Annotated in this window: 25 protein-coding genes and 1 pseudogene; 13 read left to right on the top strand and 13 right to left on the bottom strand. The window is 59.2% G+C overall.

Translation table 11 applies throughout. The features are described from left to right. The 6 genes and pseudogenes from Q0K10_RS13835 to queF all read right to left on the bottom strand — a co-directional run. Positions 1-484 (bottom strand): annotated as a pseudogene (locus tag Q0K10_RS13835) (thiazole synthase); the annotation flags it as partial. 32 nt (positions 485-516) lie between these two features. Continuing rightward, on the bottom strand, positions 517-1,170 hold the full coding sequence (gene thiF / locus Q0K10_RS13830; protein WP_294508108.1) for a sulfur carrier protein ThiS adenylyltransferase ThiF: 654 nt from the start codon (positions 1,168-1,170) through the stop codon (positions 517-519). Continuing rightward, the gene (gene thiS / locus Q0K10_RS13825; protein WP_294508106.1) at positions 1,142-1,339 is read right to left on the bottom strand and encodes a sulfur carrier protein ThiS; all 198 of its coding nucleotides are present in this window, start codon (positions 1,337-1,339) and stop codon (positions 1,142-1,144) included. Before thiS ends, thiF begins: the two co-directional genes overlap by 29 nt. Before the next feature lie 131 nt (positions 1,340-1,470). Next, positions 1,471-2,277, bottom strand: coding sequence for a phosphoribosylformylglycinamidine synthase subunit PurQ (locus Q0K10_RS13820; protein WP_294508104.1), 807 nt, complete (start codon positions 2,275-2,277; stop codon positions 1,471-1,473). Positions 2,278-2,297: 20 nt separating this feature from the next. Beyond that, entirely contained in the window at positions 2,298-3,524 is a 1,227-nt protein-coding gene (gene argJ / locus Q0K10_RS13815; RefSeq protein ID WP_294508102.1) for a bifunctional glutamate N-acetyltransferase/amino-acid acetyltransferase ArgJ, read from the bottom strand. After that, positions 3,517-3,951, bottom strand: a complete 435-nt coding sequence (gene queF / locus Q0K10_RS13810) for a preQ(1) synthase (protein ID WP_294508100.1) — start codon at positions 3,949-3,951, stop codon at positions 3,517-3,519. The genes argJ and queF overlap by 8 nt, the downstream gene beginning before the upstream one ends. Before the next feature lie 213 nt (positions 3,952-4,164). Between queF and Q0K10_RS13805 the strand changes: the two genes are divergently transcribed. From Q0K10_RS13805 to Q0K10_RS13785, 5 genes are all read left to right on the top strand, one after another. After that, complete coding sequence (locus Q0K10_RS13805; protein WP_294508098.1) at positions 4,165-4,596, top strand: exosortase system-associated protein, TIGR04073 family; 432 nt, start codon at positions 4,165-4,167, stop codon at positions 4,594-4,596. Between the two features lie 164 nt (positions 4,597-4,760). Continuing rightward, complete coding sequence (gene ychF / locus Q0K10_RS13800) at positions 4,761-5,861, top strand: redox-regulated ATPase YchF (RefSeq protein WP_294508095.1); 1,101 nt, start codon at positions 4,761-4,763, stop codon at positions 5,859-5,861. A gap of 157 nt (positions 5,862-6,018) precedes the next feature. Then, on the top strand, positions 6,019-6,405 hold the full coding sequence (locus Q0K10_RS13795) for a TraR/DksA family transcriptional regulator (RefSeq protein ID WP_294508093.1): 387 nt from the start codon (positions 6,019-6,021) through the stop codon (positions 6,403-6,405). A 4-nt stretch (positions 6,406-6,409) separates the two neighbouring features. Continuing rightward, on the top strand, positions 6,410-6,955 hold the full coding sequence (gene lspA / locus Q0K10_RS13790) for a signal peptidase II (protein WP_294508091.1): 546 nt from the start codon (positions 6,410-6,412) through the stop codon (positions 6,953-6,955). Positions 6,956-7,013: 58 nt separating this feature from the next. Then, on the top strand, positions 7,014-8,501 hold the full coding sequence (locus Q0K10_RS13785) for an NAD(P)H-hydrate dehydratase (RefSeq protein ID WP_294508089.1): 1,488 nt from the start codon (positions 7,014-7,016) through the stop codon (positions 8,499-8,501). A 5-nt stretch (positions 8,502-8,506) separates the two neighbouring features. Here Q0K10_RS13785 and Q0K10_RS13780 read toward each other — a convergent pair whose 3' ends face one another. The 7 genes from Q0K10_RS13780 to Q0K10_RS13750 all read right to left on the bottom strand — a co-directional run bounded on the left by Q0K10_RS13780 (position 8,507) and on the right by Q0K10_RS13750 (position 14,991). After that, positions 8,507-9,610 carry a 4-phosphoerythronate dehydrogenase gene (locus Q0K10_RS13780; protein WP_294508087.1) on the bottom strand — a complete coding sequence of 368 codons (1,104 nt, stop codon included), beginning with the start codon at positions 9,608-9,610 and terminating at the stop codon, positions 8,507-8,509. 76 nt (positions 9,611-9,686) lie between these two features. Further along, the gene (locus Q0K10_RS13775; protein ID WP_294508085.1) at positions 9,687-10,373 is read right to left on the bottom strand and encodes an electron transport complex subunit RsxE; all 687 of its coding nucleotides are present in this window, start codon (positions 10,371-10,373) and stop codon (positions 9,687-9,689) included. Then, positions 10,370-11,044 carry an RnfABCDGE type electron transport complex subunit G gene (locus Q0K10_RS13770; protein WP_294508084.1) on the bottom strand — a complete coding sequence of 225 codons (675 nt, stop codon included), beginning with the start codon at positions 11,042-11,044 and terminating at the stop codon, positions 10,370-10,372. The genes Q0K10_RS13775 and Q0K10_RS13770 overlap by 4 nt, the downstream gene beginning before the upstream one ends. A gap of 6 nt (positions 11,045-11,050) precedes the next feature. Continuing rightward, entirely contained in the window at positions 11,051-12,187 is a 1,137-nt protein-coding gene (locus tag Q0K10_RS13765) for an RnfABCDGE type electron transport complex subunit D (protein WP_294508082.1), read from the bottom strand. 24 nt (positions 12,188-12,211) lie between these two features. Beyond that, entirely contained in the window at positions 12,212-13,540 is a 1,329-nt protein-coding gene (gene rsxC, locus Q0K10_RS13760) for an electron transport complex subunit RsxC (RefSeq protein WP_294508079.1), read from the bottom strand. Continuing rightward, entirely contained in the window at positions 13,537-14,382 is an 846-nt protein-coding gene (locus tag Q0K10_RS13755) for an RnfABCDGE type electron transport complex subunit B (protein WP_294508077.1), read from the bottom strand. Before Q0K10_RS13755 ends, rsxC begins: the two co-directional genes overlap by 4 nt. 18 nt (positions 14,383-14,400) lie before the next feature. Further along, positions 14,401-14,991: an RnfABCDGE type electron transport complex subunit A gene (locus Q0K10_RS13750; RefSeq protein ID WP_294508075.1), complete on the bottom strand. Its 591-nt coding sequence runs from the start codon at positions 14,989-14,991 to the stop codon at positions 14,401-14,403. A 187-nt stretch (positions 14,992-15,178) separates the two neighbouring features. Here Q0K10_RS13750 and Q0K10_RS13745 point away from each other — a divergent pair, with 187 nt between their 5' ends. From Q0K10_RS13745 to Q0K10_RS13710, 8 genes are all read left to right on the top strand, one after another. After that, positions 15,179-15,820, top strand: coding sequence for a hypothetical protein (locus tag Q0K10_RS13745; protein WP_294508073.1), 642 nt, complete (start codon positions 15,179-15,181; stop codon positions 15,818-15,820). Between the two features lie 22 nt (positions 15,821-15,842). Continuing rightward, entirely contained in the window at positions 15,843-16,850 is a 1,008-nt protein-coding gene (locus Q0K10_RS13740) for an ABC transporter substrate-binding protein (RefSeq protein ID WP_294508071.1), read from the top strand. Continuing rightward, entirely contained in the window at positions 16,847-18,892 is a 2,046-nt protein-coding gene (locus Q0K10_RS13735; RefSeq protein ID WP_294508068.1) for a SpoIIE family protein phosphatase, read from the top strand. The genes Q0K10_RS13740 and Q0K10_RS13735 overlap by 4 nt, the downstream gene beginning before the upstream one ends. 178 nt (positions 18,893-19,070) lie before the next feature. Continuing rightward, positions 19,071-19,535, top strand: coding sequence for a PTS sugar transporter subunit IIA (locus Q0K10_RS13730; RefSeq protein WP_294508066.1), 465 nt, complete (start codon positions 19,071-19,073; stop codon positions 19,533-19,535). 27 nt (positions 19,536-19,562) lie between these two features. Beyond that, positions 19,563-19,955: an IBR domain-containing protein gene (locus Q0K10_RS13725; protein ID WP_294508064.1), complete on the top strand. Its 393-nt coding sequence runs from the start codon at positions 19,563-19,565 to the stop codon at positions 19,953-19,955. Between the two features lie 187 nt (positions 19,956-20,142). Beyond that, positions 20,143-20,709: an orotate phosphoribosyltransferase gene (gene pyrE, locus Q0K10_RS13720; protein WP_294508062.1), complete on the top strand. Its 567-nt coding sequence runs from the start codon at positions 20,143-20,145 to the stop codon at positions 20,707-20,709. 1 nt (position 20,710) lies between these two features. Beyond that, the gene (gene secA, locus Q0K10_RS13715; RefSeq protein WP_294508060.1) at positions 20,711-23,776 is read left to right on the top strand and encodes a preprotein translocase subunit SecA; all 3,066 of its coding nucleotides are present in this window, start codon (positions 20,711-20,713) and stop codon (positions 23,774-23,776) included. Positions 23,777-24,161: 385 nt separating this feature from the next. Continuing rightward, positions 24,162-24,784 (top strand): transposase (locus Q0K10_RS13710; protein ID WP_294508058.1); only part of this gene is annotated, 623 nt, incomplete at its 3' end.

The raw sequence follows: 24,784 nt of genomic DNA, 5'->3' as shown, positions 1-24,784 counted from the left end.
CCTGGTTCGAACCGATCGGCGCACCGAGCGGCATCACCGCCGCCGTACCGCACTCCTCGAGCCGCCGCGCAAGCACCGGATCGGCGTTGATGTAGGGCAGCACCACGAGTCCCATGCCGACGATCTGCTCGGCCGCCTTCAGCGTCTCGACCGGATCGGGCAGCAGATAGTGCGCATCGGGATGAACTTCGAGTTTGATCCAGTTGTAACCGGCCGCCTTGCCGAGTTTCGCAATGCGGACCGCCTCTTCGGCGTTGCGTGCGCCGGAGGTGTTCAGCATGATCTCGACTTTCGAACGGTCGATCGCGCTCAAAATGTCGTCCGTGCCGGGAGCGGCCAGATCGACGCGGGTCAGCGCGGTCGTCACCAGCTCCGTTCCGGAAGCCTCGAGCGCAGCCGCAAGCTGCTGTTTCGATGCGAATTTGCCGGTACCGAGAAAAAAGCGGCTGTGAAACTTCTTTCCGGCGATGATAAGTTCTTTCATGATTTCTACTCTTCCCTGTGTTAAGCGCTTCCTTACGGTTCCTCTCCGAGCAGGAGCGCAATTACCGTATTAGCCTGCATCGCCGCGACGATGCCGACGCGCGGCGAAAACGGATCGAATCCGCCGGCGACATCACTTTCCAAATCACCGGCGACGTAAAGTTTCCCCCCCGCCATCCGGTGCAGTCTCAACGCATTGCTCCGCCCGAGACCGCCGATTCCGCTCGCGGCGACGACCGTTTTTCCCGCCGCCGTCATCGTCCGGATCAGCATCTGTTTCGCGGCAGCTGAGTCAAAAGCCTCTATCACGATGTCGCACGCGCCGAACAGTGTCACAGCGTTTCCGCCGGTCACCTCCTCGGCAAGCAGTTCAAGGTCGAGTTCCGGCACAATGCGCAGCAGATTTACGCCGAGCGCCTCGACCTTCTTGCGGCCGATCTGATCCGCAAAAAAGAACTGCCGGTTCAGATTGCTCTCCGAAACCCGGTCGAAATCGGCGATGACCAGATGACGAATTCCGGAACGCACGAGATGCATCGCGCAATTCGAGCCGAGCCCGCCCGCACCGGCGATGCCGATCCGCGCATTTGCGAGAATCGCGCGCTGCTCCCTGGAAAGATATGGATTGATCTCCATCTCCGCCGCGCCTTCCCCCGGATCAGCCTCCGGCGACAACCCGGAACGCATTGAGCGCATCCCCTTCGCCCAGAACCCGTCCGAGCTCCTCGGCATTCAGGATTTCGCCATTTATCTCGGCGACGACTTCGGCGGGTTTGAACCCCCGTCCAGCCAGGAACTCCGCAACCGCCGTCCCGTCGGCGACCTCCTGCGGCGTACCGTTGAAAGTGATTTTCATCCCGTCCCGCGCCCCTTTCCGGATTTTATTCAAAACTCCTTACAATATAGCACGATTTTCCGTTTTTTTCAATGGAAAAACGAAAGAGCCGGAGGATTCCCAAATCCTCCGGCCCATCTGGCGGAAACCGCTCAGAAGTGATCGGCAATATAATCTACCGCATTGCGGAAGAACACCACGCCTTCCCCCTCCGCCGCAAGTTTTCCGGCGGATTTGTCCTCCGTCCAGCTCGGAGAGTTGTAGGGCGAAAGGAACGCCTCCGGATGCGGCATCAGGCCGAAAATCCGCCCGGTCGGGTCGCAGATTCCGGCGATCGAACGCAACGAGCCGTTCGGATTCGCGGGGAATTCCGTCGCCGGATTCCCGTCGGCATCGACATACTTCACCGCCGCGAGATGACGCGCCTCGATCTCGTTCAGAACGGCCTCGTCCGCAACGAACTTGCCTTCGCCGTGACGCAGCGGCAGCCGGATCGTATCAATTCTCTTCGTAAAAACACAGGGCGAGGCCGGATCAGCCTTCAGCACGCACCAGTCGTCGCGAAACACGCCCGAATCATTGTGCGCCAGCGCAACCGTCTGCGAGAAATAGTCGCCGTTGAGCGCCGGAACCATGCCGAGGCGCGTCAGCGTCTGGAAGCCGTTGCAGACTCCCATGACCAGCTTGCCGTCGGCAATGAATTTTTCCAGCTGCTCCCGCAGCCGGAACTTGACCCGGTTCGCGAAAACCGTCCCGGAACCGAGATGATCGCCGAACGAAAATCCGCCGATGAAAATCAGAAACTCATACTCGTCGAGCGTATGCTTCCCCGCGATCAGGTCGTTCAGGTGAACCAGCTCCGGCGCAGCGCCGACCAGCCGGCACGCCGCCGCGGTCTCGCGCTCGCAGTTGAGCCCGAAGCCGGTGATGACCAGAACTTTAACGTCAGATCTTTTCATATATGTGCATCCTGCAAGTTTTAGGTGTGGTAATCCGCGTTGATTTTGACATACTCATACGAGATGTCGTTCGTCCAGACCCAGTAGCTCTCATCGCCGTCGTGAAGGTCGACCGTGACGGAAAATTCGCGTTTGCGGACGATGTCGACCAGATCCTCCTCCGGGGTTCCCGCATCGCCTCCCGCCTTCACGACCGGAACGCCGTCATAGAAAATGTCGACATTCTCCGGGCGGAACTGCGCACCGGAATACCCGAGTGCGGCAACCACGCGCCCCCAGTTCGGATCGCCGCCGAACCAGGCGGTTTTGCAGAGCAGCGAATTTGCAACCGCTTCGGCGCACAGCTTTGCATCCTCCCTCGTGCGGGCGTGAAAAATTTCAACGTTCACGAACTTCGTCACCCCTTCGCCGTCCATGACCATCTCGCGGGCAAGCTGCTGCATGATCTGGAGAAGCGCGGCACGAAAGAGTTCGGCGTTCGCCGTTCCGGGACGGACCTCCGCTCCGGAGAGCCCGTTCGCCATCACAATGACCGTGTCGTTCGTGCTCATGTCGCCGTCGACCGTGATCCGGTTGAACGAGTCCGCGACGTTGCCGGAGAGCATCTCCGCAAGCAGCAAATTGGAAATCTTCACGTCGGTCGTGATGTAGCAGAGCATCGTCGCATGCGGAACCTTGAGCGACGGATCGATCATGCCCGCGCCCTTGGTCATCGCACCGATGCTGCAGACGACGCCATCAAGTTCAAGCTCGACGGCGGCGGACTTCGGAACGGTATCCGTGGTCATGATCGCCTCGGCGGCGCGCCGCCCCCCATCGTCGGAGAGAGCGGCGACCGCGAGTTCGATCCCCTTTTTGATCGTATCCATCGGCAACTGGGTGCCGATCCGGCCGGTCGAGGAAACCACCACATCGGACGGATTGATCCCGAGTTTGTTCGCCGCCAGCACACAGGTCGCCTCTGCGTTCGCCAGCCCGGTCTCGCCGGTGCAGGCGTTCGCGTTGCCGGAGTTGATGACCGCCGCCCGGATCGTGTCGGTCGTGAGCACCCGCTTGCGGCAGACCTGAACCGGTGCGGCAGCAAAGGTGCAGCTGGTGAACGCTCCGGCGAAGTTCGCGGGTTCGTCGCTGACCAGCATCGCAAAGTCGGGCGCGCCGCTGCGTTTGAATCCGGCGGTGACTCCGGCTGCCCGGAATCCGCGCGGCGTGGTGACCGATCCATTCGGGATCCGTTTGAAATTACTCATCGACCTTCTCCCCGTAAGTGGCTTTCACATTGATCGCGATTCCGCCGCGCGGCCGAAACCGGCCGATGACCTCGGCGCGGCGCGGCGAACAGGCGTTCACCACGGCGTCGAGGATGGTGTTCACCGACTCCTCGTGAAACGTGTTCGTGTTGCGGAACGAATAGAGATACAACTTGAGCGATTTGCTCTCGATGCACTTTTTGTCGGGGACGTAACGCACAATGATGTGGCCGAAATCCGGCTGGCCGGTCACCGGGCAGAGCGAGGTGTACTCCGGACAGTCGAACTCGATGACGTAGTCCCGGTCGGCGTAGACGTTGTCGAACGCCTCCAGATGCGCCTCCGCGGGGGAGGCTGGATAGTTGCGCTCCGATGCGGAGAGCAGCGTAAGGTTGCGAAACCGCTCCCGGCTTTTTTCGGGATTCATATTGATTCTGTCCTGTCATTAAGTTCGCTGATTCGAGATATTTCTCTTTAAAATAGCATCTTTTCCACAGATTTTCGATATTAAAGCGAAAAAATGAGGATTTTTTTCTTGAATTTTACCAAATCAGTCTGTATATTGCTGAAGGAATAGGAAAAACGAGATTCGTTTGAAGGGCGATTCTGTGCGTAAATTAAATTGTGAGGGATGAACCAAATGAAATTCCGTAAGACAGTTCTGGCGTCGGCAATTCTGGCGGTGATGATGGTCGGAGCCGTTTCCACACAGGCTGCAGAAGATTGCTGGGTGATGAGGCCGGTGGAGAAACTCGGCCGCGGCATCGCCAACGTCGCATTCGGTCCGCTGGAGATCCTGATGAAGGGATACGACGTCACGCAGGAACAGGGCGGCATCGCCGGTTTGACCTACGGTCCGCTCAAGGGCGTCTGCTTCACGATCGCCCGCGAGGTGGTCGGTGTGGTCGACATCGTAACCTTCCCGTTCCCGCTGCCGGGCTGCCCGAACGATCCGAACGATGCCGGCTGGGGTTACGGTCCGATCATGCGGCCGGCCTGGGTCGTCGACATCGAGCACAACTGGGGCGACTTCGTCTACGATACGGACATGATCGTCTCCTCCGACTACTGATCGATTCATACGCAAATCCATCTCCGGAATCCCAACGGTTCCGGAGATTTTTTTTGCCTTCCGCACGGTGAAGACGCTTGAAAGAAATGCGTTACCGTGATATATTAACAACTTTGAAATGAATCAGAAACGAGGGTTTCCCTCATCAACCGGGACTGCGGATCATGAGTTTTTCCTGTGGATTCGTCGGATTGCCGAATGTCGGCAAATCCACTTTGTTCAATGCGCTGTGCAAGGGAGGTGCCGAAGCGGCCAACTTCCCGTTCTGCACGATCGAACCGAACACCGGAATTGTACCGGTTCCGGACGAGCGGCTTGAGGTGCTTGCCAGGCTGGAGAAGTCCGGCAGAATCGTGCCTTCCACGCTGAAGTTCATCGACATCGCCGGACTCGTCAAGGGTGCGAGTCAGGGACAGGGACTCGGCAACCAGTTTCTCGGGCACATCCGCAACGTCGACGCGATCGCGCACGTGGTGCGGCTCTTCGAGGACGGGGACGTTGTCCACGTCGACGGGAAGGTCGATCCCGTGAACGACCTCGACGTGATCCTGACCGAACTCATGCTCGCAGATCTTGAATCGCTCGAAAAACGGCGCGACAAGGCACACAAGCTCGCACGCGCCAACGACCCCGATGCGAAACTCGAATATGAACTCATCAAATCCCTCGCGGATCAGCTCGCCGAAGGGCGAATCCCCGAATATGACAAGAGCAACCCGAAACTTGTCGACTGGGTGAAGGGTTACGGGCTTCTCTCGATGATGCCCGCCTTCGTCTGCGCGAACACGGATGAGGAGAATTTCCGCAACTTCGAAAACTCCGACAAAGCGAAGGCGCTCGTGGAATTCGCCGCCAGGCACGGCATGGAAGTCGTGCCGGTCTGCGCCAAACTCGAAGAGGAACTCGGCCAGCTCGAAGAAGAGGAGGCCGCGATGTTCATGGAGGAGCTCGGCATCCGGGAGACCGGCCTTGCCCGCGTCATCCGCACCGGATACCGGCTGCTCGACTACATCACCTTCTTTACGGCCGGCCCGATGGAGTCCCGCGCCTGGACCGTCACGCGCGGGACTCCTGCGCCGCAGGCGGCCGGCAAGATCCACACCGACCTCTGCCGCGGATTCATCCGCATGGAGACCGTCTCCTACGAGGATCTCGTCGCCGCGGGCGGCTGGGCCAAGGCGCAGGCCGCGGGAAAACTGCGCATCGAAGGAAAAGAGTACCTGATTCAGGACGGGGATGTGATCCACGTCCGTTTCTCGGTCTAGATTTTTTTGTTGAAAATTGTTCCACGGGAACGAATTTGCCCTCTTCCGGCATTGAAAAAAGAGCCGGAACAATATATATTATTAATCCACGCCGGAAGACAAAACGGCGGGCACTGGGTCAACGACAAGAATAACCATTGAAGATAGAGGTTCAACTATGGCGAAAAAGAAAACCAATCTTGTCTTCGAGGGCAAGGAAAAAGAATATTACGATGCCCTGATGCATGCCCGGGACATCGTGACCAACCAGATGCAGTACCACGCCGAGGACGCGCTCGATTGCAGCAATGCCGACAAACGCGGCGTGACCACCCATATGGCGGACGTCTCCAGCGACAACTCCCGCCACGAGATGGAACTCCGGATGCTGACCGAAGAGAGCAACGTTCTGCAGCTCATCGAAGATGCGCTCCAGCGGCTCGCGGACGGCGAGTACGGCCGTTGCCAGGAATGCGGAGAGATGATCTCCGAAGGGCGTCTCAAAATTCGTCCTTATGCGGTCTACTGCGTGAAGTGCAAGTCGAAACACGAGCAGATGAGGTAATTTCGTGTCCCTCTGGAAACCGGAAGTGCTTGAGCCGAAAACCCGGCGGGAGTACCGGATATTCGGCTGGGCCGCCGGACTCGGAATCCTTGCACTGGCGCTTGATCAGCTCACCAAAATCATCGTCATGCGCAGGTTCACACTCGGGGAGAGCCTTCCCGTCGGCGAACCGTTTTTCGCTCTCACCTACGTTCGAAACGAAGGTGCGGCCTGGAGCATTCTCTCCGGCCACGGCTGGTTTCTGCTTCTGGTGGCGCTGGTGGTGGTGGCGGGAGTGGCGTTCTTTTTCCGTCGTCTCACCGAGGGGTATCCGGAGCGTTATTTCGCGCTGCTGCTCATTCTTGGCGGGGTGGTCGGCAACTCCATCGATCGGCTGTGGCACGGTGCGGTAGTGGATTTCTTCGACTTTCACTGGTATGACCGTTTCCGCTGGCCGGTGTTCAATGTTGCGGACATCGCCATCTGCGTCGGGGTCGGCCTCTTCATCCTGTCGACGATCCTGCGTCCTTCGAAGAAGACGTCTGAAAAAGATTCACCGCAGGAAACTTGAATTTCTTCCCCGGCAATGATACTGTAACTCCCGTTTCAATCCGAACGGGAGTTTTTTTATGAAGATTATTCGAATCGAGACCATGCGGAAACTGGAACGCCGCGCCATGGATTCCGGCGTCTCGGGCTATGAACTCATGCGGCGCGCCGGGGAAGGAGCGGCAGAGGAGATCCGCCGCTTCATGCAGGGGAAGACGTTCCGTCGGGCGGTCATCCTTGCGGGACGCGGCAACAACGGAGGAGACGCTCTGGTGGCCGCTCCGCTGCTGGGACTCCCCGCCGTCGTTTACGCGACCGGACCGCTTGAGGCGCTGCACGGCGAGGCGGCCGAAGCGGCGCGCGACCTGCCCGCGACGATTCCGGTGGAACAGCGCGACACGCTTTCCACCGCAGACTTCCGGCACGGCGACCTGATTGTGGACGGGCTGCTCGGCACCGGATTCGCGGGAGAACTGCGACCGCAGTTCCGTAACTGGATCGCGGCGGCAAACAGCTCAGGTTGCCCGATCGTGGCGATCGACCTCCCATCCGGAATCAACGGCGACACAGGGGCGGCCGATTCAGGACTGGCAATCAAAGCGGAACTGACCATCACCTTCGGCTTCCCGAAGCGCGGTCATTTTCATGGAGACGGTCCCGCCGCATCGGGAAGAGTGCGGCTCGTCGACATCGGTCTCACGGAACCGGACCCGCAATGCGGCGAAACGGAGGAGGCATTCTTCGCCTGCGACGCGGCAGAACTGCTCGAACCGCTCGCATTCGACTCCTATAAAAACCGCCGCGGCCGGCTGCTGATCGCGGCAGGATCCGCCGACTACAGCGGAGCGGCGGCCCTTTCGGCCTGCGCGGCACTGCGGGCCGGAGCCGGGATCGTCCGGCTAGCTGTGCCGATCCGCCCGTTCGCGGCATTGCCGGGGGCGCTCATCGTGCGCATCGTCCGGAACGGGGAAGGGTGTTTCGATCGGAAATCCCTTCCGGAACTCGAAATGATGATGGCGCAATCCGACGCCGTAGCCGCAGGATCCGGCTGGGGCCGGGGAAATGAGAGCGGCGAAGTGCTCTCGAAACTCCTCCAGTTTCCAGGGCCGCTGCTGCTCGACGCCGATGCGTTGAATACGGCCGCGCGGGAACCGGAACGGTGGATCAGGCGGGAAAAACTCGTCATCACACCGCATCCTGGCGAAGCGAAACGGCTGGCTGACGCCTTCGGCATTCCATACTTCGAGGAGCGGACGCAGTTCGCGCTCGCGCTGGCCTCCGGCCTCGGCTGCATCACCGTTCTCAAGGGGCCGCACACAGTGGTTGCCGCCCCGGACGGACGGTACAGCTTGAACTCCTCCGGTTGTCCGGCGCTCGCGACGGCGGGATCGGGCGACGTGCTCGGCGGCATCATCGGCGCACTGCTCGCGGGCAATCCCGGGCGGCCGTTCGAAATGGCGCAGCTCGGAGTGTTCCTGCACGGAGCTGCCGGCGAAATCGCCGGTCCCGGCCTGATCGCGGACGACCTGCCGGAGCTCGCGGCCCGCGCCGCAGAGCTGGTCCGGTAATTCGATCAGAAGCGGAAGCCGAGTTTTTCAAGCACCATCCGCGCTTCCGGAACGGCATTGCGTACCGTGAATGCGGGATACTCCCGGCGCACCCGATAGCGACCGCGCTGTGTCTCGAATCCGGCGGGATCATTCCGCAGATTGCGGTCGTCGAACCCGATCTCATAGGTGTGCAGCAACGCCCGGGCGATCTGCCGCACGGCGGAATCTCCCGGTTCAAGCACTATCGACGGCTGTTCCGGCTCCGGCAAACGCGCAGGGCGCCAGTCACGGAGTTCCCCGATTCCGAAGAAATTCGCAACGGCCCGCACCGACATCATCGTGCCGTTCGCTTTGCCGTCGGTCGAATATCCGGCGATATGCGGCGTGCCGAGCCGCACCCGGTTCAGCAGTTCGCGATCGATGCCCGGTTCGTTTTCCCAGACATCAAGCACCGCGCCCGCAATGCGTCCCGTCTTCAGCGCCGTTTTCAGCGCGGCGGAATCGACGACTTCGCCGCGTCCGCTGTTGAAAAGCTGTGCATCGCGTTTCATTCCGTTGAGAAAAGCCGCGTCGCAGAGGTGAAACGTCGGATGCGCTCCATCCCTGGTCAACGGCGTGTGGAGTGTGACGAAATCCGCTTCGGACAGCAGCTCGGGAAGTTCCGTAAATCCATCCGCTCCCTCCCGCTCCGCACGCGGCGGATCGTTCCGCAGCACACGCATCCCGAGCGCTTCCCCGAGCGCGGCAACCTTTGATCCGACGTTGCCGACGCCGATCACGCCGAGGACCCTGCCCCGCAGATCTTCGCCCGAAGAGACCAGAGCACTGCCGATGTACTGCGCCACGCTCGCGGCATTGCAACCCGGCGCGCTCGTCCAGGGAATGCCGGCTTGTTCGAGATAAGCCGCATCAATGTGATCGAAACCGATCGTCGCAGTCGCAATGAACCGAACACCCGACCCCGCGAGCAGCGCCTCATTGCAGCGCGTTCGAGTGCGGGTGATGAGCGCATCCGCATCGCGCAGATCTCCGGGCGCAATCGCACCGCCAGGCAGGTAAACCACCCTGGCATACGGTTCAAACACCCCTTTCAGAAACGGAATTCTGTCATCGGCAACAATCTTCATTCCGAACCTCCCGATCCTGCAAAAAAAGCGAACCGCGGAGATTCCTCTCCCCGGTTCGCAGCGTTTTCATCCGAGCTTACTTTTCATCCTCTTCCAAATGAGCGGAGCAGATATTGCAGTGACGGCAGTCGAGTCCCTTCGGCGGCACGTAGAGTTTCCCGGCCTTCACCGCTTTCCGGTAGTTCGAGTAATTCTTGATCGCCAGAATCGTACCCACCAGAATGAACGCACCCGGCGCCGCCGACGGCAGCAGGAAGTCGGTCGTCCACGCCGTGATGATCTTCGTCTCAAACACCGCCCCGGTGCTCAGAAACTCACGCAGCGCGCCGAGCATCGTCAGCGTCAGCGTGAAGCCGAGACCCATGCCGACACCGTCGAGCATCGAGCGGACCGGACCGTTCTTCGAGGCGAACGCCTCCGCGCGACCGAGCACAATGCAGTTCACGACGATGAGCGGAATGAAAATACCGAGCGCAGCGTAGAGCGCCGGGGGCGCATACGCCTTCATCAGCAGATCGACGATCGTCACAAACGTCGCGATGACCACGATGTAAACCGGGATGCGCACCTTCTTCGGCACGATTCCCGCGATCAGCGAGATCACAAGGTTGCTGCCGAACAGCACACCCGTCGTCGCCAGCCCCATGCCGAGACCGTTCGTCGCACTGCTCGTGACCGCCAGCGTCGGACAGGTTCCGAGCAGAAGCACGAGAACCGGATTCTCCTTCCAGATTCCCTTCGTGAAATCAGACAGCATACTCATTTTTCATTCCCTCCCGCCGGAGAAAGTTTTGCGATGATTTCCGCCCGGTTCGCAAGAAAGCACTGCGCAACCGCATCGGCCAGTTCCGTGATCGTCCGGCTCGTAATCGTCGCGCCGGAAACGTAATCGATGCGTCCGCCATCCTTCCGGACCTTCCAGTTTTTCCCCTTCACGGCGCTCTTGCCGTTGAACTGATCGAGGAACGAGTTCGGAGCGAGCCCCTCGGGCCGCTTTTCGAACAGGTTGAAGATCGTCTTTTTGAACTGCCGGTGACAGACATTTGCACCGAGTCCCGGCGTCTCGTTCTGCTTCGTGATCAGCACCGCCCGAATTTTGCCGTCAAGATCGAATCCGATCAACGCCTGGATCGGAGCTGCGTATCCTTTGCGTTCACCACTCGCGGCGACGGCGACGAGTTTACCATCCTTCGCCGCCCCCATGAAGGTGATCTCCATATCATCCTGTTTGAGCACGATCTTATCTTCCGACGGCTGATTGTCGAACGCCGGAAGAATCTGTTTGAGCGCTTCATTCGTAGTGCGCAGCTCCGCAGCCGCAATCGGCTCGCTCACCATATCCGAGAAGACCGCGAGCAGCACCGCCGAGATCAACCCGAGCACCGCAAGAAAAAGACCGAGAACGAAAAAGTTTTCCGTATTCTTGAGACTCATTTCCGCTTACCCCCGTTTCGCCACATATCCGAACGGCCGCACCGTACAGAAGCGGTCGATGAGCGGCACAAGCGCATTCATGAACAGAATCGAGAAACTGACCCCTTCCGGATAGTTTCCCCAGATACGGATCACCGAAGTGATGATGCCGCAACCGAACGCAAAGACGATGCACCCCGTCGACGTGATCGGACTGGTCACCATGTCCGTCGCCATGAAGATCGCTCCGAGCATGAGTCCACCCGTCAGAATGTGGAAGAGCGGCGGCGGCGTCACACCCGGACAGAAGTAGTTGACAATCCCGGTGAACACCGCGACCGTCCCGACAAAAACCACGGGAACCCGCCAGTTGATGAGCTTGCACAACACAAGGATGACCCCACCGATCAGCAGTGCCAGCACACTCGTCTCACCGATGCAACCCGCCTTGCAGCCGAGGAAGTAACGAACCATCTGCTCGTTGCTCGCGACTGCGGCGAAATTCTCCTGCGCCTCAATCGATTTGCCCATGATCTTCTTCGTGGTGCTGACCACGCCGAGCGGCGTCGCACAGCTGACCGCATCCAGCGGAGTGGCGTGGGTGACCGTGTCAACCGACTTTGCCGCCCGGATGGTGGAAGGAGAGTACCAGAGTTCCGCATCTTCAGACGTCGGACTCATGCCGCGGGCCGGACTCCACCAGGTCATGAGCGCCGGCAGGGCAATCAACAGCCCGACTCGCGCCACCAGCGCCGGATTGAACGGATTGTTGCCGATTCCACCGAACACCTGTTTCCCGAGCCAGATCGCGAGAAATGCACCGATCAGGCACACCCAGATCGGAATGTTCGGCGGCAGATTCAACGCGAGAAGCAACCCCGTCACCGCGGCGCTGCCGTCGGAGATCGTCCCGCACACCGGCTTCTTCGCAAGCCAGCACCAGAGCGCTTCCACTCCAACGCAGAACACCATCGTAAGCACCATCACCAGCGCCGCGCGCCAGCCGAAAAAGTAGATGCCCGCCGCACATGCCGGCAGCAGCGCAAGCAGAACTTTATACATGATCCGCCGCACACTGTCGGAATCCTTGATGTGGGGCGAAGAACTCAGAACCAGCTGACTGCCGGTCGGGAGTTTGATTTCGTTTTTGATTTCTTCAGACATGATTACGATTCGATCCCGAAAGTGTTATTTTTTACGTTTGCGGATTTCAGCTTTCGCACGGCGCATGTGCTGCACAAGCGGCCGGTGGGCCGGACAGACATACGCGCAGGAACCACACTCAATGCAATCCATGACATGGTTCTGCGCCGCGAGATCGAACCGTTCCGATTCGATCACGTTCCCGAGCAGACACGGCAGCAGATTCATCGGGCAGACCTGCACGCAACGTCCGCAGCGGATGCAGCCCGTCGAATCGTAGGCAATGCTCCTGGAAACCGGCAGCAGCAGCACCCCGGAACTGTTCTTGCAGATCGTCACGTCGAAGCTCCTCTGCGCGAACCCCATCATCGGTCCGCCCATGATGAGCTTGCCCGGCTCCTCCGTCACGCCACCCGCGAATTCGATCGCCTTGATGACCGGAGTGCCCAGCTTCAGCAGCCAGTTGCCGGGATTCTTCACGACTTCGCCGGTGATGGTCGTGATGCGCTCCACCAGCGGAATGCCGCGCAACACCGCATCGGCAATCGCCGCGGCCGTCCCGACGTTCTGCACCACGCAGTGCGCATCCATCGGCAGCCCGCCGGTCGGAACTTCGCGCCCGGTAATCGCCTTGATCAGCTGCTTCTCGGATCCCTGCGGGTACTGCACCTTCAGCCCCACCACGGTGACGCCGAAATCGCCGGCCCGCTTGTTCAACGCCTCGATCGCATCAAGTTTGTTGACCTCAACCCCGAGAAAAATATTCTTCACGCCGAGAATACGCGCCGAAATCGCCGCACCCTCAAGCACCGCTTCGGGCTGTTCGAGCATAAGCCGGTGATCGGCGGTCAGATACGGTTCGCACTCCGCGCCGTTCAGGATCAGCGTGTCAACCTCCTTCTCCGGCGGAGGAGAAAGTTTTACGTGGGTCGGGAACGCCGCACCGCCCATACCGACAATCCCGCCGTCGGTAATCCGTTTAAGCAGATCCGCGACCGGCGCGGAGCGCCATTCGAGCGCGGGCATCGGCTCGCACGGCTCGTCTTTCCCGTCCGACTCGATCTGGATCGCAGGCACCGACGTACCCATCGCGCCGGGCACGTCGACGATGCCCACGACCCTGCCGCTTGTGGGAGCGTGGAGATTCGCGGAGACGAATCCGTCCGCCGCGGCGATCAGTTGATACTTCTTGACCTCATCCCCTGCTTTCACAACCGGCTTCGGCGGCTTGCCGACGCTCTCGGAGATGACTACGGTATAACGGTCGAGCAGCGGCGCCTTGCGCACCGCGCTGCCCGAACTCAGGCTCTTGCCGTCGACGGAGGGGTGAATCCCCCCGCCGAAGCTCATGACATTGCGGGAACTCTTGCTCATTTCTCGGCGCTCCATTCCGGATCGTGCTTTTCAATACGGAGATGCTCTTCTGCCGAGAGCAGCGCTCCGGTCGGACAACCCGCGGCCTGCACATCCTCCTGGGTCGGCAGCGGGGAATTTGCGTAGTTGACCGTCGCCTTGAAGCCTTCGATCACAAACTTTTCGGGAGCGGCCTTCTGGCACTTGCGGCAGCCGATGCAGGCGACCTTGCAGACCTGCCGCTTGGCCGGAGCCTTCAATGGAGAATTGCAGTAGACATGCACATCGGCATCGGCAGGAACAAGTTTAATCACGTTGCGCGGGCAGACCGCCACGCAGGTTCCGCAGCCGACGCAGAGCTCCTTGTGGATCACCGCGAGCCCGTTGATCATTTCAATCGCGCCGAACGGACACTTCCGGGCGCAGGATCCCATACCGAGACAGCCGTAGGTACAGCCTTTCGGACCGCCCGCCACGAGCGAAGCCGACACGCAGTCGGCCACGCCGTTGTAACTGGCAAGCCGCATGGTCTGCTCCCGGTCGCCACCGCAGAGCACCACAGCCTTCTGCTTGAACGATTCGCCCGCCTCGATTCCGAGCGCCCGCGCAATCGCGCTGACCTGTTCGCTCGAAGAGACCGGGCACTTCGACGGCGGCACCTGGCCGGCGACCACCGCCTTCGCGAAGTCCGAGCAGCCCGCCATTCCGCAGCCGCCGCAGTTTGCGCCGGGCAGCAGCTCGGTCACAAGATCGACCCGCGGATCGCTCTCCACCCGGAAAAGTTTTGCGAAAATGCCGATGACGATGCCGAGCACAAGGCCCGTTCCCGCCATCAGAATGATTGCCAGAGTGATCGTACTCATCGTATCCATCCCCCCGTATCAGCAGAGTCCCGAGAAACCGACGAACGCCATCGCCAGGATTCCGGCGGTAATGAGCGCGATCGGAGTTCCCTGGAACGGTTTCGGAACCTCGGCCAGATCGAGCCGCTCACGCAGACTCGAGAAGAGCACCAGCGCCAGCGCGAAACCGACCCCCGAGCAGAGGCCGAAAACCGTCGCCTCAAGCACCGTGAAATTGCTGTCGGCATTGATCGTCGCAGCGCCGAGCACCGCACAGTTCGTCGTGATGAGCGGCAGATAGATGCCGAGCGCCTGATAGAGTTTCGGGCTGAGCTTCTGAAGCATGATTTCAATAAGCTGCACAAGGCCTGCAATAATCAGAATGAACAGCAGCACCTGCAGAAACGAGAGGTCATACTCCTTCCCGTTGATGGTGAAATGCAGCAGATGCCGGTAGACCAGTGATGTGATGAACGACGCAATCGTCATCACGAAGATGACCGCGCCGGACATCCCGAGCGCGGTTCCCAGCCGCTTGGATACCCCGAGAAACGGGCAGATCCCGAGGAACCGCGAGAGCACGAAATTGTAGACCAAAATCGCGCCGATGGTTAGTTCCAGATACTTCATTCCCTTTTTGCCTTCCCTTTCCTATGTGCATTTTCGAGAAAACACAACAGTGTTTTAATGTAGACCCTTCCGGCCGGTTTGTCAAGATATTTTCGGGAGGTTTCCGCATTTTCCCGGGCGGGGACTTGCAGGAATCCGGCGCGCGTGATATAATATAGATGAGGATGATAAGACTGGAGGCGTGAGTATGAGATTTCTTCGGAGCTTGCCGCTGCTGTTTCTGGTTCTGTGCTGTTCTGGATGTATATCCGTCTCGCTGAAACCATATTATACGCCGGAAAATCAGATCCCCGTCCCGGATGAGCTGGTCGGCCTGTGGCGATTCGATCAGTTTCAGGAAAAGAAAATTGCGAACATCAAAGCCGTTCAGATTCAGATCGCAAAGGACGGAACCACGCGGGTCTCCCAGTTCCCGGCGGAAGGAGGAGAACAGGGAGCGACTCTCCTGTCCACATTCAGGACGCAGTTTTTCCGGATTAACGGCGAGCTTTACGCGGATTGTCTGCTCAGCAGCTTACGCGAGGGTTCGTTGTCCGCGGCAGAGGCCCTGACCGTGGTTCCGGGCCATCTGCTTGTAAAGCTCTCCCTTTCCGGAGAAACGCTCCGCGCCGTTTATCCCGCTCTTCTCCCCAAACTCGCGGAGGAAGGGAAGCTGCCGCCCGAGCTGACCTGGGTCCAAAAGGAGACAGACCCCGGGAAAGCTGCGGCGGTCTGGGTGTTCACCGCTCCGGGATCCGTGTGGGAGGAGACGCTGAAAACCATGTCCCCGCAGATTTTCCCGGACCTCCCGGCGGCGACGTATGAATTCCGGCGGGTATTGATTCAATAGCAGTTTTATTCAGGGAGATTCGATGAAATTATTCTGCGGCATACGTGTTTTTCCGGCGGTTCTTGCGCTGCTTCTTGCGGCGGCGGGAGCCGCTGCCGAAAACCGCACTGTGAGCATCACAATGACCTGGCAGCCTCAGGCGCAGTTCGCCGGGATCTACTATGCGAAAGAGGCGGGGATTTTCGCGAAATACGGTCTCGACGTGGAGATCCGTCACAAGACCGTCGAGCTCTCGATCGTCGACTATCTCACCGAAAAACACTCGGATTTCATCGTCGCCTCACTCGGCACTGCGCTCGTCGAACGCTCAAAGGGAATTCCGCTCGTGAACGTCTGCCAGCTGGGGAAAGAGTCGACGGTCATGCTCATCGCCGCAGCCGGAAAGGGCATCGAAAGAGTTTCGGATCTGAACAAGCCGACACCGTCCGGTCAGCCGCGCCGTTTCGCCGTCTGGGAGGTTGACTTCGGCGCCGTGCCGCTCGCATTTCTGCGCGAACGCAGAATCGACGGCAGGATCGTCCCGATGAACACCGGAATCGCGCTCTTTTTGTGGGGGGCGACCGACGTGATCTGCGCGCTGGAATACAATGAATATTATCAGCTCCTCGCGGCCGGATATGAACCGGAGGATCTCGTCTGCTTCCGTCTGCGGGACAACCGCATGAACATTCCGGAGGACGGAGTGTACACCCTCGAATCGACGGTGCAGGCGAAACCGGAAGTTTGTGCGGCCGTGCGCGAAGCGATTCTCGAAGGGTGGCGGGAGGCGCTCCGCAATCCGGAACAGGCGCTTTCCTGCGTCCGGAAATACTGCGACCGGGACAACAGCCGTTTCGACCCCGCCCATCAGCGCTGGATGCTCAGCATGTACGGCAAATCGCTCGCACTCGAAGGAGAGCAGGCGGGGAGACTGTCCCCCGGGGACTACGATTTCGCGGTCGGGCTCTTCCGGAAACACAAACTCATCGGCTCCGCCATAGACTACGCCCGCTTCTGTCCGGTAGAGAAAAAGGAAGGAGAAAAAAAGTGAAACCCTTCCGCGACTGGAACTTCTCAACCCGCATCAACGTGATTCTGCTGCTGTTTCTGCTGGCGGCGGGCGGCGGCATCGGCGGCTTCGTCTATCTGAGAACTTATGCGATTCTGAACAAGGAGGTCGGGCTGACCGCCACGGCGGCGGTCAATCTCACGGCGGAGCGGATCAACAGTGCGTTTCCACCGATCGAAGCCGCCGCAGAGGAGCTGGCGCTCGCAATCGAAATCAACCGTCCCGGGGAAGAGGCGCAGAAACAGATGATCCGAAAAACGCTCGCGCAGCTGCGCAAATCCGTGCCGTCGCTGTGCGGAATCAGCATCGCCTACGCGCCATACAGCTTCGACCCCGCCCGGCAGTATTTCCTCCTTTACGCCTATGCGGATGAAAGCGGGGAGATCAAAGCCGAACAGATCGGCAGCGGGGAATACCGTTATTTCAAATTCGACTGGTTCACGATTCCACAGCTTCTCGACCGCGCGGTCTGGACGGAACCGTATCTCGACTCTTTCTCCGGCGTTGAAATGAGCACGCGTGCTCAACCGATCCGGAACGCCGAAGGGAAATTTATCGGGATCGCGGGATTCGACCTCTCGCTCGAGGGACTCGGAAACCTCGCGGCGGAGGCGGACGCCTACGGATACGGCCAGGAGTTTCTGCTCTCGCGCTTCGGCCGGTTCGTCGCGTTCCCGGAAGACAAAAACCATCCGTTCGAGACGGAAGAACTCCGCAGGGAGGCACCGCTCATCATCGACTCGACGATCTTCAGCTACGCAGATCTTCTCCAGCGGAAGCTCTTCAATCCGGCGGACGCTTCCGGGAAACTCCGCGCGATCGGTCACGCCATGCTCGCCGGCAAAACCGGGTCGACCCGGGGAAGAGTGTTCAACCGGCAGGAGGGGATGGAGCGGATCTTCTATGCGCCGATCGAAGCGCCGGGCTGGAGTCTCGGGGTCGCCTATCCGGAGGCGAAGCTCCTCGCGCCCCTTCACGAATTGACCCGCCGGGTCATTCCGTTCGCGATCGCGGGAGTGCTGCTCTGCCTGTTTTCAGTCGGCATGCTCGTGCGCCGTATCTCGCGTCCGCTCGAAGAGCTCACCGATGCGGCACAGTCGATCGGAGAGGGCAACTTCGACACGCCGCTGCCTGCGCCGAAGGGACTTGATCAGGTAGGGCGGCTTGCGCGCGCATTCCGGTCGATGCAGGATGCGCTCAAAGCCTACATCGAAGAACTGAAACACACGACGGAAGCCAGGCTGCGCATCGAGAGCGAACTTGAGGTTGCCCGTCAGATCCAGCTTGGAATTCTGCCGAAGATGCTCCCGCCGCTGCCGGATGCGAAGGAGTTCTCGCTCTTCGCGGCGTTGCGTCCGGCGCGGCAGGTGGGAGGAGATCTCTACGATTTCTTCCCGCTCGGAGAGTCCCACTACTGCTTCATCGTCGGCGACGTTTCCGGCAAGGGAGTTCCGGCAGCGCTTTTCATGGCGGTGATTCAGACACTGCAGCGGGGCGAGGCTGAAAAACTTCACGATCCCGGAAAACTCGTCACCCGGATCAACGAACTTCTCAGCCGCAACAACGAAACAATGATGTTCGTGACCTATTTTCTCGGGATTCTCGACCTCCGTTCGGGAGAGTTCCGGTACACGAATGCGGGGCACAATCCGCCGTGCCTGCGTCACAGTACGGGGAAGGCGGAATTTTTGAACGAGCGGCACGGGCCCGCACTCGGCGTCGTTCCGGAAGCGCGGTACGGTTCAGCCGGCGTCCAGCTCAATCCGGGGGACAGCATCGTTCTGTACACGGACGGCGTCACAGAGGCGGCATCTCCGACGGACGAGCTTTTCGGAGCCGACACACTGCTGCGGCTGCTGGCCACCCGCTCCGCGGCTTCTCCGGCGAAACTCGGAGAAGGAATTCTGCAGGCGGTCGATCAGTTCTCCGGCGGAGCGGAACAGACCGACGACATCACACTGCTGATCCTGCAATTCAACGCGGCGAAGGCGGTTTCGGCACCACGCAGTGCAGAGGTTTCATAAAAAATAGCGTATATTAGAAGAAAAAATTCAAAATTCTGTTGCAAAATCGAAAACAGGGGGATATCTTAAAGGAAAAATTGACGTTTGAATCGGGGAAGGAATGTCGGCCGCGCAAAACGGAAGCCTTGTCCCGGAGCCGGGACAGAACCGGCCGCAAGTGTGTATACGGAGATAAAAAATGAAGTATGATTTCACCCAGTACGTGACCAAGGATTCAGTGATGTCCCTCGACGGCCGCAACAAGCTCGAGGTGATGGACCAGCTGATTACCCGCGCCGCGGACCTGACCAAACTGAACCGGGACGTGATCTTCCGGCTGACCTGGAAACGGGAGCAGATGATGACCACGGGCGTCGGCGGCATGCTCGCGCTGCCGCACATCCGGGTCAATGACATCAACCACCCGTATGTGATCGTCGGCGTCTGCGAGAACCCGATCGAAGATTACCAGAGCCAGGATGATCAGCCGGTTCGCGTGGTGGTGTTCACGGTCGCGCCGGACGAGAATCAGGAGGCGTATCTGCAGCTGCTCGGAAGCATCTCCCGGAAGCTGCGCAATACCTCGCTGATCCAGGAGCTGATCGACGCGGCCGGGAATCCGGCGCAGATCCTCGACCTCGTTCACCGCGATGACGCGAAGTAAATCCGATTTCGGGAGGAGTTTCGAGAAATGACCAAACCGGCCAGCCAGCTCGGCGCCAAGGCGCAGATCGATTTCAACTGTTTCACCCCGGATTGCGACGGCGTCGTCAAATTCAATCTCGCGGACATCGTCAGCCGGGACTTTCAGGCGGTCTGCCCGAAATGCCATCATCCTTACTCGTTCGATGCCGGGCTGAAAGACAAACTTGAGCGTATGCTTGAGCTCATGGTCGCCATCCGCAAGGCGGAGGATATTCTCGGTGACAGCAATGTGTCGGTCAACGTCGCCGGCGGCGAGGTCAGAATACCATACGCGCTGCTGCTGACGCGTCTCAACACTTTGATTACGCTTGAGGTCGGCGACCGGAAGGTTGACTTCCATCTCTGGGTCGAACCGGCTTCTCCGGATACGTTCCGCTGAAGAAGAGCTTTCAAGGACAGGACGGGCGGATTGCACCGCCGGGCGCCGGCCGTTCCGGACGGGATTCCGATCCCGGCGGCACTGGAACCGGCGTTTGTTTTTGCAGAGACGCCGCACAGAAAAACGTGCGGCTTTTGAATATGGTGAAATTGATCGATATTTCAAGATAACAGAGGGAACTTTCAACATGACAGAACAGGAAATCATCAAGATTCTGGAAGAGTCCGGCGCCCTGCTTTCCGGCCACTTCCAGCTCCGCAGCGGACTGCACAGCAACCGCTTCTTCCAGGCGGCGCTGCTTCTTCAGTATCCGGACAAGGCGGAAACGGTCTGCCGCTATCTTGCAGATCAGTTCCGCGGCGAGAAAATCGAGACGGTCATCTCTCCCGCGGTCGGCGGACTCATCGTCGGGCAGGAGATTGCCCGGGCGCTCGGTGTGCGCGCGATCTTCGCGGACAAGGAGGACGGACAGCTCGTGCTGAAACGGGGATTCACGATCAAGCCGGGCGAAAAGGTGCTCGTCGCGGAGGATGTGGTCACGAAAGGCGGCCGCGTTCAGCAGACCGTTGACCTCGTTCGCAGCCTCGGCGGTGATGTGGTCGGGATTGCGGTCATCGTCGACCGCTCGGGCGGCGATGCGAAATTCGACGTTCCTTTCAAAAGCGCTCTGAAACTCTCGCTGCCGACCTTCGATCCGGCCGAGTGCCCGCTTTGCAAAACCAACATGCCGATCGATCGGCCGGGGTCGAAATAAGATGCTGACTGCAATTCTGAAAGCTGTCTTCGGCACCAAGTCGAAACGGGATCTCAAGCGGATGGCGCCGCTCGTCCGCAAGATCAACGCGATTGAAGTCGAATACCAGAAACTCACGGATGAGGAACTCCGCGCCAAGACCGATGAGTTCAAGGCGCGTCTGGCCAACGGGGAGACGCTCGACGACATCATGTGCGAGGCGTTCGCCGCCGTCAAGAACGCCTGCCGCCGTCTGGTCGGCAGGGAGATTGAAGTCTGCGGTCAGAAGATGGTCTGGGACATGGTTCCCTTCGATGTGCAGATTCTCGGCGGCATCGCGCTGCACCGCGGCAACATCGCGGAAATGGCCACCGGCGAAGGCAAGACCCTTGTCGCGACCATGCCGCTCTACCTGAACGCGCTCACCGGTAAAAACTGCCAGCTCGTCACGGTGAACGACTATCTTGCATTGCGCGACTCAAGCTGGATGGGCAACATCTACAACTTTCTCGGAATCAGTTGCGGCTGTCTTCAGAATCAGCAACCGCCGCATGTACGCCGCGAGCAGTACGCCTGCGACATCACCTATGGAACAAACAGCGAATTCGGGTTCGATTACCTGCGCGACATGGGCATGGCCAACGAAGCCGCGCAACTCGTTCAGCGCGACCACTACTACGCGATCATCGACGAGATCGACAGCATCCTCATCGATGAAGCGCGCACACCGCTGATCATCTCCGGCCCGGTACCGATGTCAACCCACCAGTTCGATGTATTGCAACCGCTGGTTTCGGATCTCTACAACAAGCAGAATATGCTCTGTTCGCGGCTCGTGCGCGAAGCGCGTGCCGCGCTTTCCCAGGAGAATCTCTCCGGCGATGAGCGCGAAAACGCGCTCATAAAGCTGCTTCAGGTGAAATTCGGCATGCCGACTCACAAGCAGCTGCTGCACGTGCTTGAAGACGGCGCGATTCTGAAAGAGCTCGAAAAACTCGAAACCCGTGTGCGCAGCGATTCGAACCGCGGATTGCTGCAGGAGGTTCAGGGCGATCTTTATTTCTCGATGGACGAGAAGACCCACGAGGCCGATTTGACCGACAAGGGTCGCAAGGCGATCTCTCCGAATGATCTGAATGCCTTCATCGTGCCGGATCTGTTGAGCGAACTCGCCGCGATCGATCGGGATGAGACTCTTACTGAGGCGGAAAAGAGCGCGAAACGCGAGGCGTTCCAGAGCGAATTCGCCGCCAAGAGTGAGCGGCTGCATGACCTTTCGCAGCTGCTCAAGGCCTACTGCCTCTTCGAGAAAGACGTAAACTACGTCGTTCAGGACAACAAGGTTCTGATCGTCGACGAACACACGGGGCGCATCATGCCGGGCCGCCGCTTCTCGGACGGTCTGCACCAGGCGCTCGAGGCGAAGGAACGGGTTCCGATTGAGCAGGAAACCCAGACCATGGCGACGATCACGATCCAGAACTACTTCCGCATGTACGAGAAACTCGCCGGCATGACCGGCACGGCGGAGACCGAAGCGAATGAGTTCCACCAGATCTACAAGCTCGATGTGATCGTGGTTCCGACCAACCGCCCCTGCATCCGCAAGGACGAGAACGATTCGATCTTCAAGACGAAACGCGAGAAGTACAATGCGATTCTGAAAGATGTGATCGCACGTCATGAAAAGGGGCAGCCGGTGCTGCTCGGAACGATTTCGGTCGAGGACTCCGAAATCCTCTCGCGCATGCTTAAAATGCGGAATATTCCGCACAACGTCCTGAACGCGAAGAATCACCAGCGCGAAGCCGAAATCGTGGCGCGCGCGGGTCAGGTCGGAGCGGTGACGGTCGCAACGAACATGGCGGGACGCGGCACCGACATCAAGCTGGGCCCCGGCGTGGCGGAACTCGGCGGACTCCATGTGATCGGCAGTTCGCGGCACGACTCGCGGCGCATCGACCGTCAGCTGCGCGGGCGCTGCTCGCGCCAGGGAGACCCGGGGTCGTCGAAGTTCTACGTCTCGCTTGAGGACAACCTCATGCGTCTTTTCGGCTCCGACCGGATCGTGAAGATTTTCGAGCGGTTCGGGCTCGAAGAGGGGGACGAATTGCAGCATCCGTGGCTGACGAAATCGATCGAGACCGCCCAGCGCCGCGTGGAACAGCAGCACTTTGCGATCCGCAAACGGACGCTCGACTTCGACGATGTGATGAACAAGCAGCGTGAGATCATCTACGGCTTGCGCAAGCAGGCGTTGCTTTCGGAGGATCCGCATGACGTGCTGTTCGGCACCATTGAGCAGGTTGTTGAAAATGAGATTCAGATGATCGCGGCCAAACCCGCTTCCGAGACCTCGGACAAGAGCAATGCGTTCGACAAAAAAGCGCTTGTGAACTACCTGAACACGACGTTCCCGCTCTCGTTCAAGGAGGAGGAGTTGACCGCGGGAATCGGTGCGGACGGGCGACTTCACTCCGCCGACGAACTGACGCTTCAGATCGTCGACCGGATCGAGGCGGCGTACAAAGAGCGCAATGCCGATCTGCCGGAAGAGCAGGTCAAATACCTCGAACGGCACACGGTGCTGGAGGCGATTGACCGGCTCTGGCAGGAGCACCTTTATGCGATGGACGGATTGCGTTCGAGCATGTCGTTGCGCGTCTATGCGCAGAAGGATCCGCTGGTCGAGTACAAGCAGGAAGCGTATAAGATCTTCAAGACGCTGATGGATCAGATCTATCACGATGTGGCGAACAATTTGTTCCGTGTGACGGTCACGCGCCTTGCGACGCTTGAGGAGATTCTCGCGACGCTGCCGCAGGAGCTGATTCATCAGACCTTCGGCCAGTTCGACGGTGGTTCGATCACGGTCACGTCTCCGGAGTTCGGTCAGGGGACGATCACCCTCCCGCCGCCGCTGCCGGGAATGACGCCCGAAGCGGTGCCGCAGGAAGCGGCGGAGGAGGAGGAACGCGGCGTAACGCAGATGCCGGTTCACCGCACCACCCCCAAGATCGGCCGGAATGATCTCTGCCCGTGCGGCAGCGGCAAGAAATACAAAAAGTGCTGCGGCAAAGAGCAGTAAGCTCCGGGAACATCGGACAAAACGGAACGTCCCGCGGTGCATCAGCGCCGCGGGATGTTTTTGTATGTCGGTCCGGATGCGAGGAGGGAAAGTTTTTTCCAGCGCTTTTCCTTTTCCAAACCGCTCCCGACTCCGATCAGCCTCATAGCCGGCTGTGACGATCCTGATTCGACATAGACTCCCTTTCCCCGCTTCTTTCTGTGTCCGGCAAATTGATTTATGCTCCAGAAATTCCGATTTGCAATCAGATTTTCCCATGCTATCTTATTCTCATTGATAACGTCCGGAAAATTGCGCACATTTTGAGAGAGGGCACTTGAAAAAGGGCCTGTTTTCTGATTGATTATAGTGACCAAACCGTAATCAAAAGAAAGGAAAACAGGCCATGGAAAATGTAGCGCAAGAAAACGAAAAGGCAATCTCCGGAGCGATTAAAATTGATGAAAAAGAGATTCGGACGCATCTCGACGGACTGGTTCGGCAGTCGGTCGAGGATACGTTGAATGCGCTTCTGAATGCGGAAGCCGACGCGATCTGCCAGGCTTCGAGGTATCAGCGCAGTCCGGAGCGACAGGATACACGGGCCGGAAGCTATAAACGCAAACTCCTGACCAAAGCGGGAGAAGTAGAACTTCACGTTCCCCGTCTTAGAACGTTGCCATTTGAAACGCAGATCATTGAGCGTTATAAGACGAAGCAAAGCAGCGTCGAAGAAGCCCTGATCGAGATGTATCTGGCGGGAGTGTCCGTCCGCCGCGTGGAGGATATCACCGAAGCCTTATGGGGAGCAAAGGTCAGTTCCAGTACGGTAAGTGAATTAAATCAAAAGATTTACGGTAAAATTGAGGAGTGGCGCAAACAGCCGATTACCGGCGAACATCCGCATGTTTTTGTCGATGGAGTCTATCTGAAGCGAAGTTGGGGCGGAGAAGTTCAGAATGTTTCTGTTCTGGTTGCGGTCGGCGTGAACGACGAGGGGTATCGTGAAATCCTTGGCGTGGCCGAAGG

Origin of the sequence: uncultured Victivallis sp. (assembly GCF_944391105.1) — a bacterium.
Lineage (GTDB): Bacteria > Verrucomicrobiota > Lentisphaeria > Victivallales > Victivallaceae > Victivallis.
Note: the sequence above shows the minus strand (reverse complement) of the source record. Positions and strands in the feature narration are given on the sequence as shown.

Excerpts from the sequence above, each read along its gene's own strand:
- thiF (WP_294508108.1), bottom strand. The coding sequence starts at position 1,170 with ATGCGTTCCGGGTTGTCGCCGGAGGCTGATCCGGGGGAAGGCGCGGCG.
- thiS (WP_294508106.1), bottom strand. The coding sequence starts at position 1,339 with ATGAAAATCACTTTCAACGGTACGCCGCAGGAGGTCGCCGACGGGACG.
- Q0K10_RS13820 (WP_294508104.1), bottom strand. The coding sequence starts at position 2,277 with ATGAAAAGATCTGACGTTAAAGTTCTGGTCATCACCGGCTTCGGGCTC.
- argJ (WP_294508102.1), bottom strand. The coding sequence starts at position 3,524 with ATGAGTAATTTCAAACGGATCCCGAATGGATCGGTCACCACGCCGCGC.
- queF (WP_294508100.1), bottom strand. The coding sequence starts at position 3,951 with ATGAATCCCGAAAAAAGCCGGGAGCGGTTTCGCAACCTTACGCTGCTC.
- Q0K10_RS13805 (WP_294508098.1), top strand. The coding sequence starts at position 4,165 with ATGAAATTCCGTAAGACAGTTCTGGCGTCGGCAATTCTGGCGGTGATG.
- ychF (WP_294508095.1), top strand. The coding sequence starts at position 4,761 with ATGAGTTTTTCCTGTGGATTCGTCGGATTGCCGAATGTCGGCAAATCC.
- Q0K10_RS13795 (WP_294508093.1), top strand. The coding sequence starts at position 6,019 with ATGGCGAAAAAGAAAACCAATCTTGTCTTCGAGGGCAAGGAAAAAGAA.
- Q0K10_RS13785 (WP_294508089.1), top strand. The coding sequence starts at position 7,014 with ATGAAGATTATTCGAATCGAGACCATGCGGAAACTGGAACGCCGCGCC.
- Q0K10_RS13780 (WP_294508087.1), bottom strand. The coding sequence starts at position 9,610 with ATGAAGATTGTTGCCGATGACAGAATTCCGTTTCTGAAAGGGGTGTTT.
- Q0K10_RS13775 (WP_294508085.1), bottom strand. The coding sequence starts at position 10,373 with ATGAGTATGCTGTCTGATTTCACGAAGGGAATCTGGAAGGAGAATCCG.
- Q0K10_RS13770 (WP_294508084.1), bottom strand. The coding sequence starts at position 11,044 with ATGAGTCTCAAGAATACGGAAAACTTTTTCGTTCTCGGTCTTTTTCTT.
- Q0K10_RS13765 (WP_294508082.1), bottom strand. The coding sequence starts at position 12,187 with ATGTCTGAAGAAATCAAAAACGAAATCAAACTCCCGACCGGCAGTCAG.
- rsxC (WP_294508079.1), bottom strand. The coding sequence starts at position 13,540 with ATGAGCAAGAGTTCCCGCAATGTCATGAGCTTCGGCGGGGGGATTCAC.
- Q0K10_RS13755 (WP_294508077.1), bottom strand. The coding sequence starts at position 14,382 with ATGAGTACGATCACTCTGGCAATCATTCTGATGGCGGGAACGGGCCTT.
- Q0K10_RS13750 (WP_294508075.1), bottom strand. The coding sequence starts at position 14,991 with ATGAAGTATCTGGAACTAACCATCGGCGCGATTTTGGTCTACAATTTC.
- Q0K10_RS13745 (WP_294508073.1), top strand. The coding sequence starts at position 15,179 with ATGAGATTTCTTCGGAGCTTGCCGCTGCTGTTTCTGGTTCTGTGCTGT.
- Q0K10_RS13740 (WP_294508071.1), top strand. The coding sequence starts at position 15,843 with ATGAAATTATTCTGCGGCATACGTGTTTTTCCGGCGGTTCTTGCGCTG.
- Q0K10_RS13730 (WP_294508066.1), top strand. The coding sequence starts at position 19,071 with ATGAAGTATGATTTCACCCAGTACGTGACCAAGGATTCAGTGATGTCC.
- Q0K10_RS13725 (WP_294508064.1), top strand. The coding sequence starts at position 19,563 with ATGACCAAACCGGCCAGCCAGCTCGGCGCCAAGGCGCAGATCGATTTC.
- pyrE (WP_294508062.1), top strand. The coding sequence starts at position 20,143 with ATGACAGAACAGGAAATCATCAAGATTCTGGAAGAGTCCGGCGCCCTG.
- secA (WP_294508060.1), top strand. The coding sequence starts at position 20,711 with ATGCTGACTGCAATTCTGAAAGCTGTCTTCGGCACCAAGTCGAAACGG.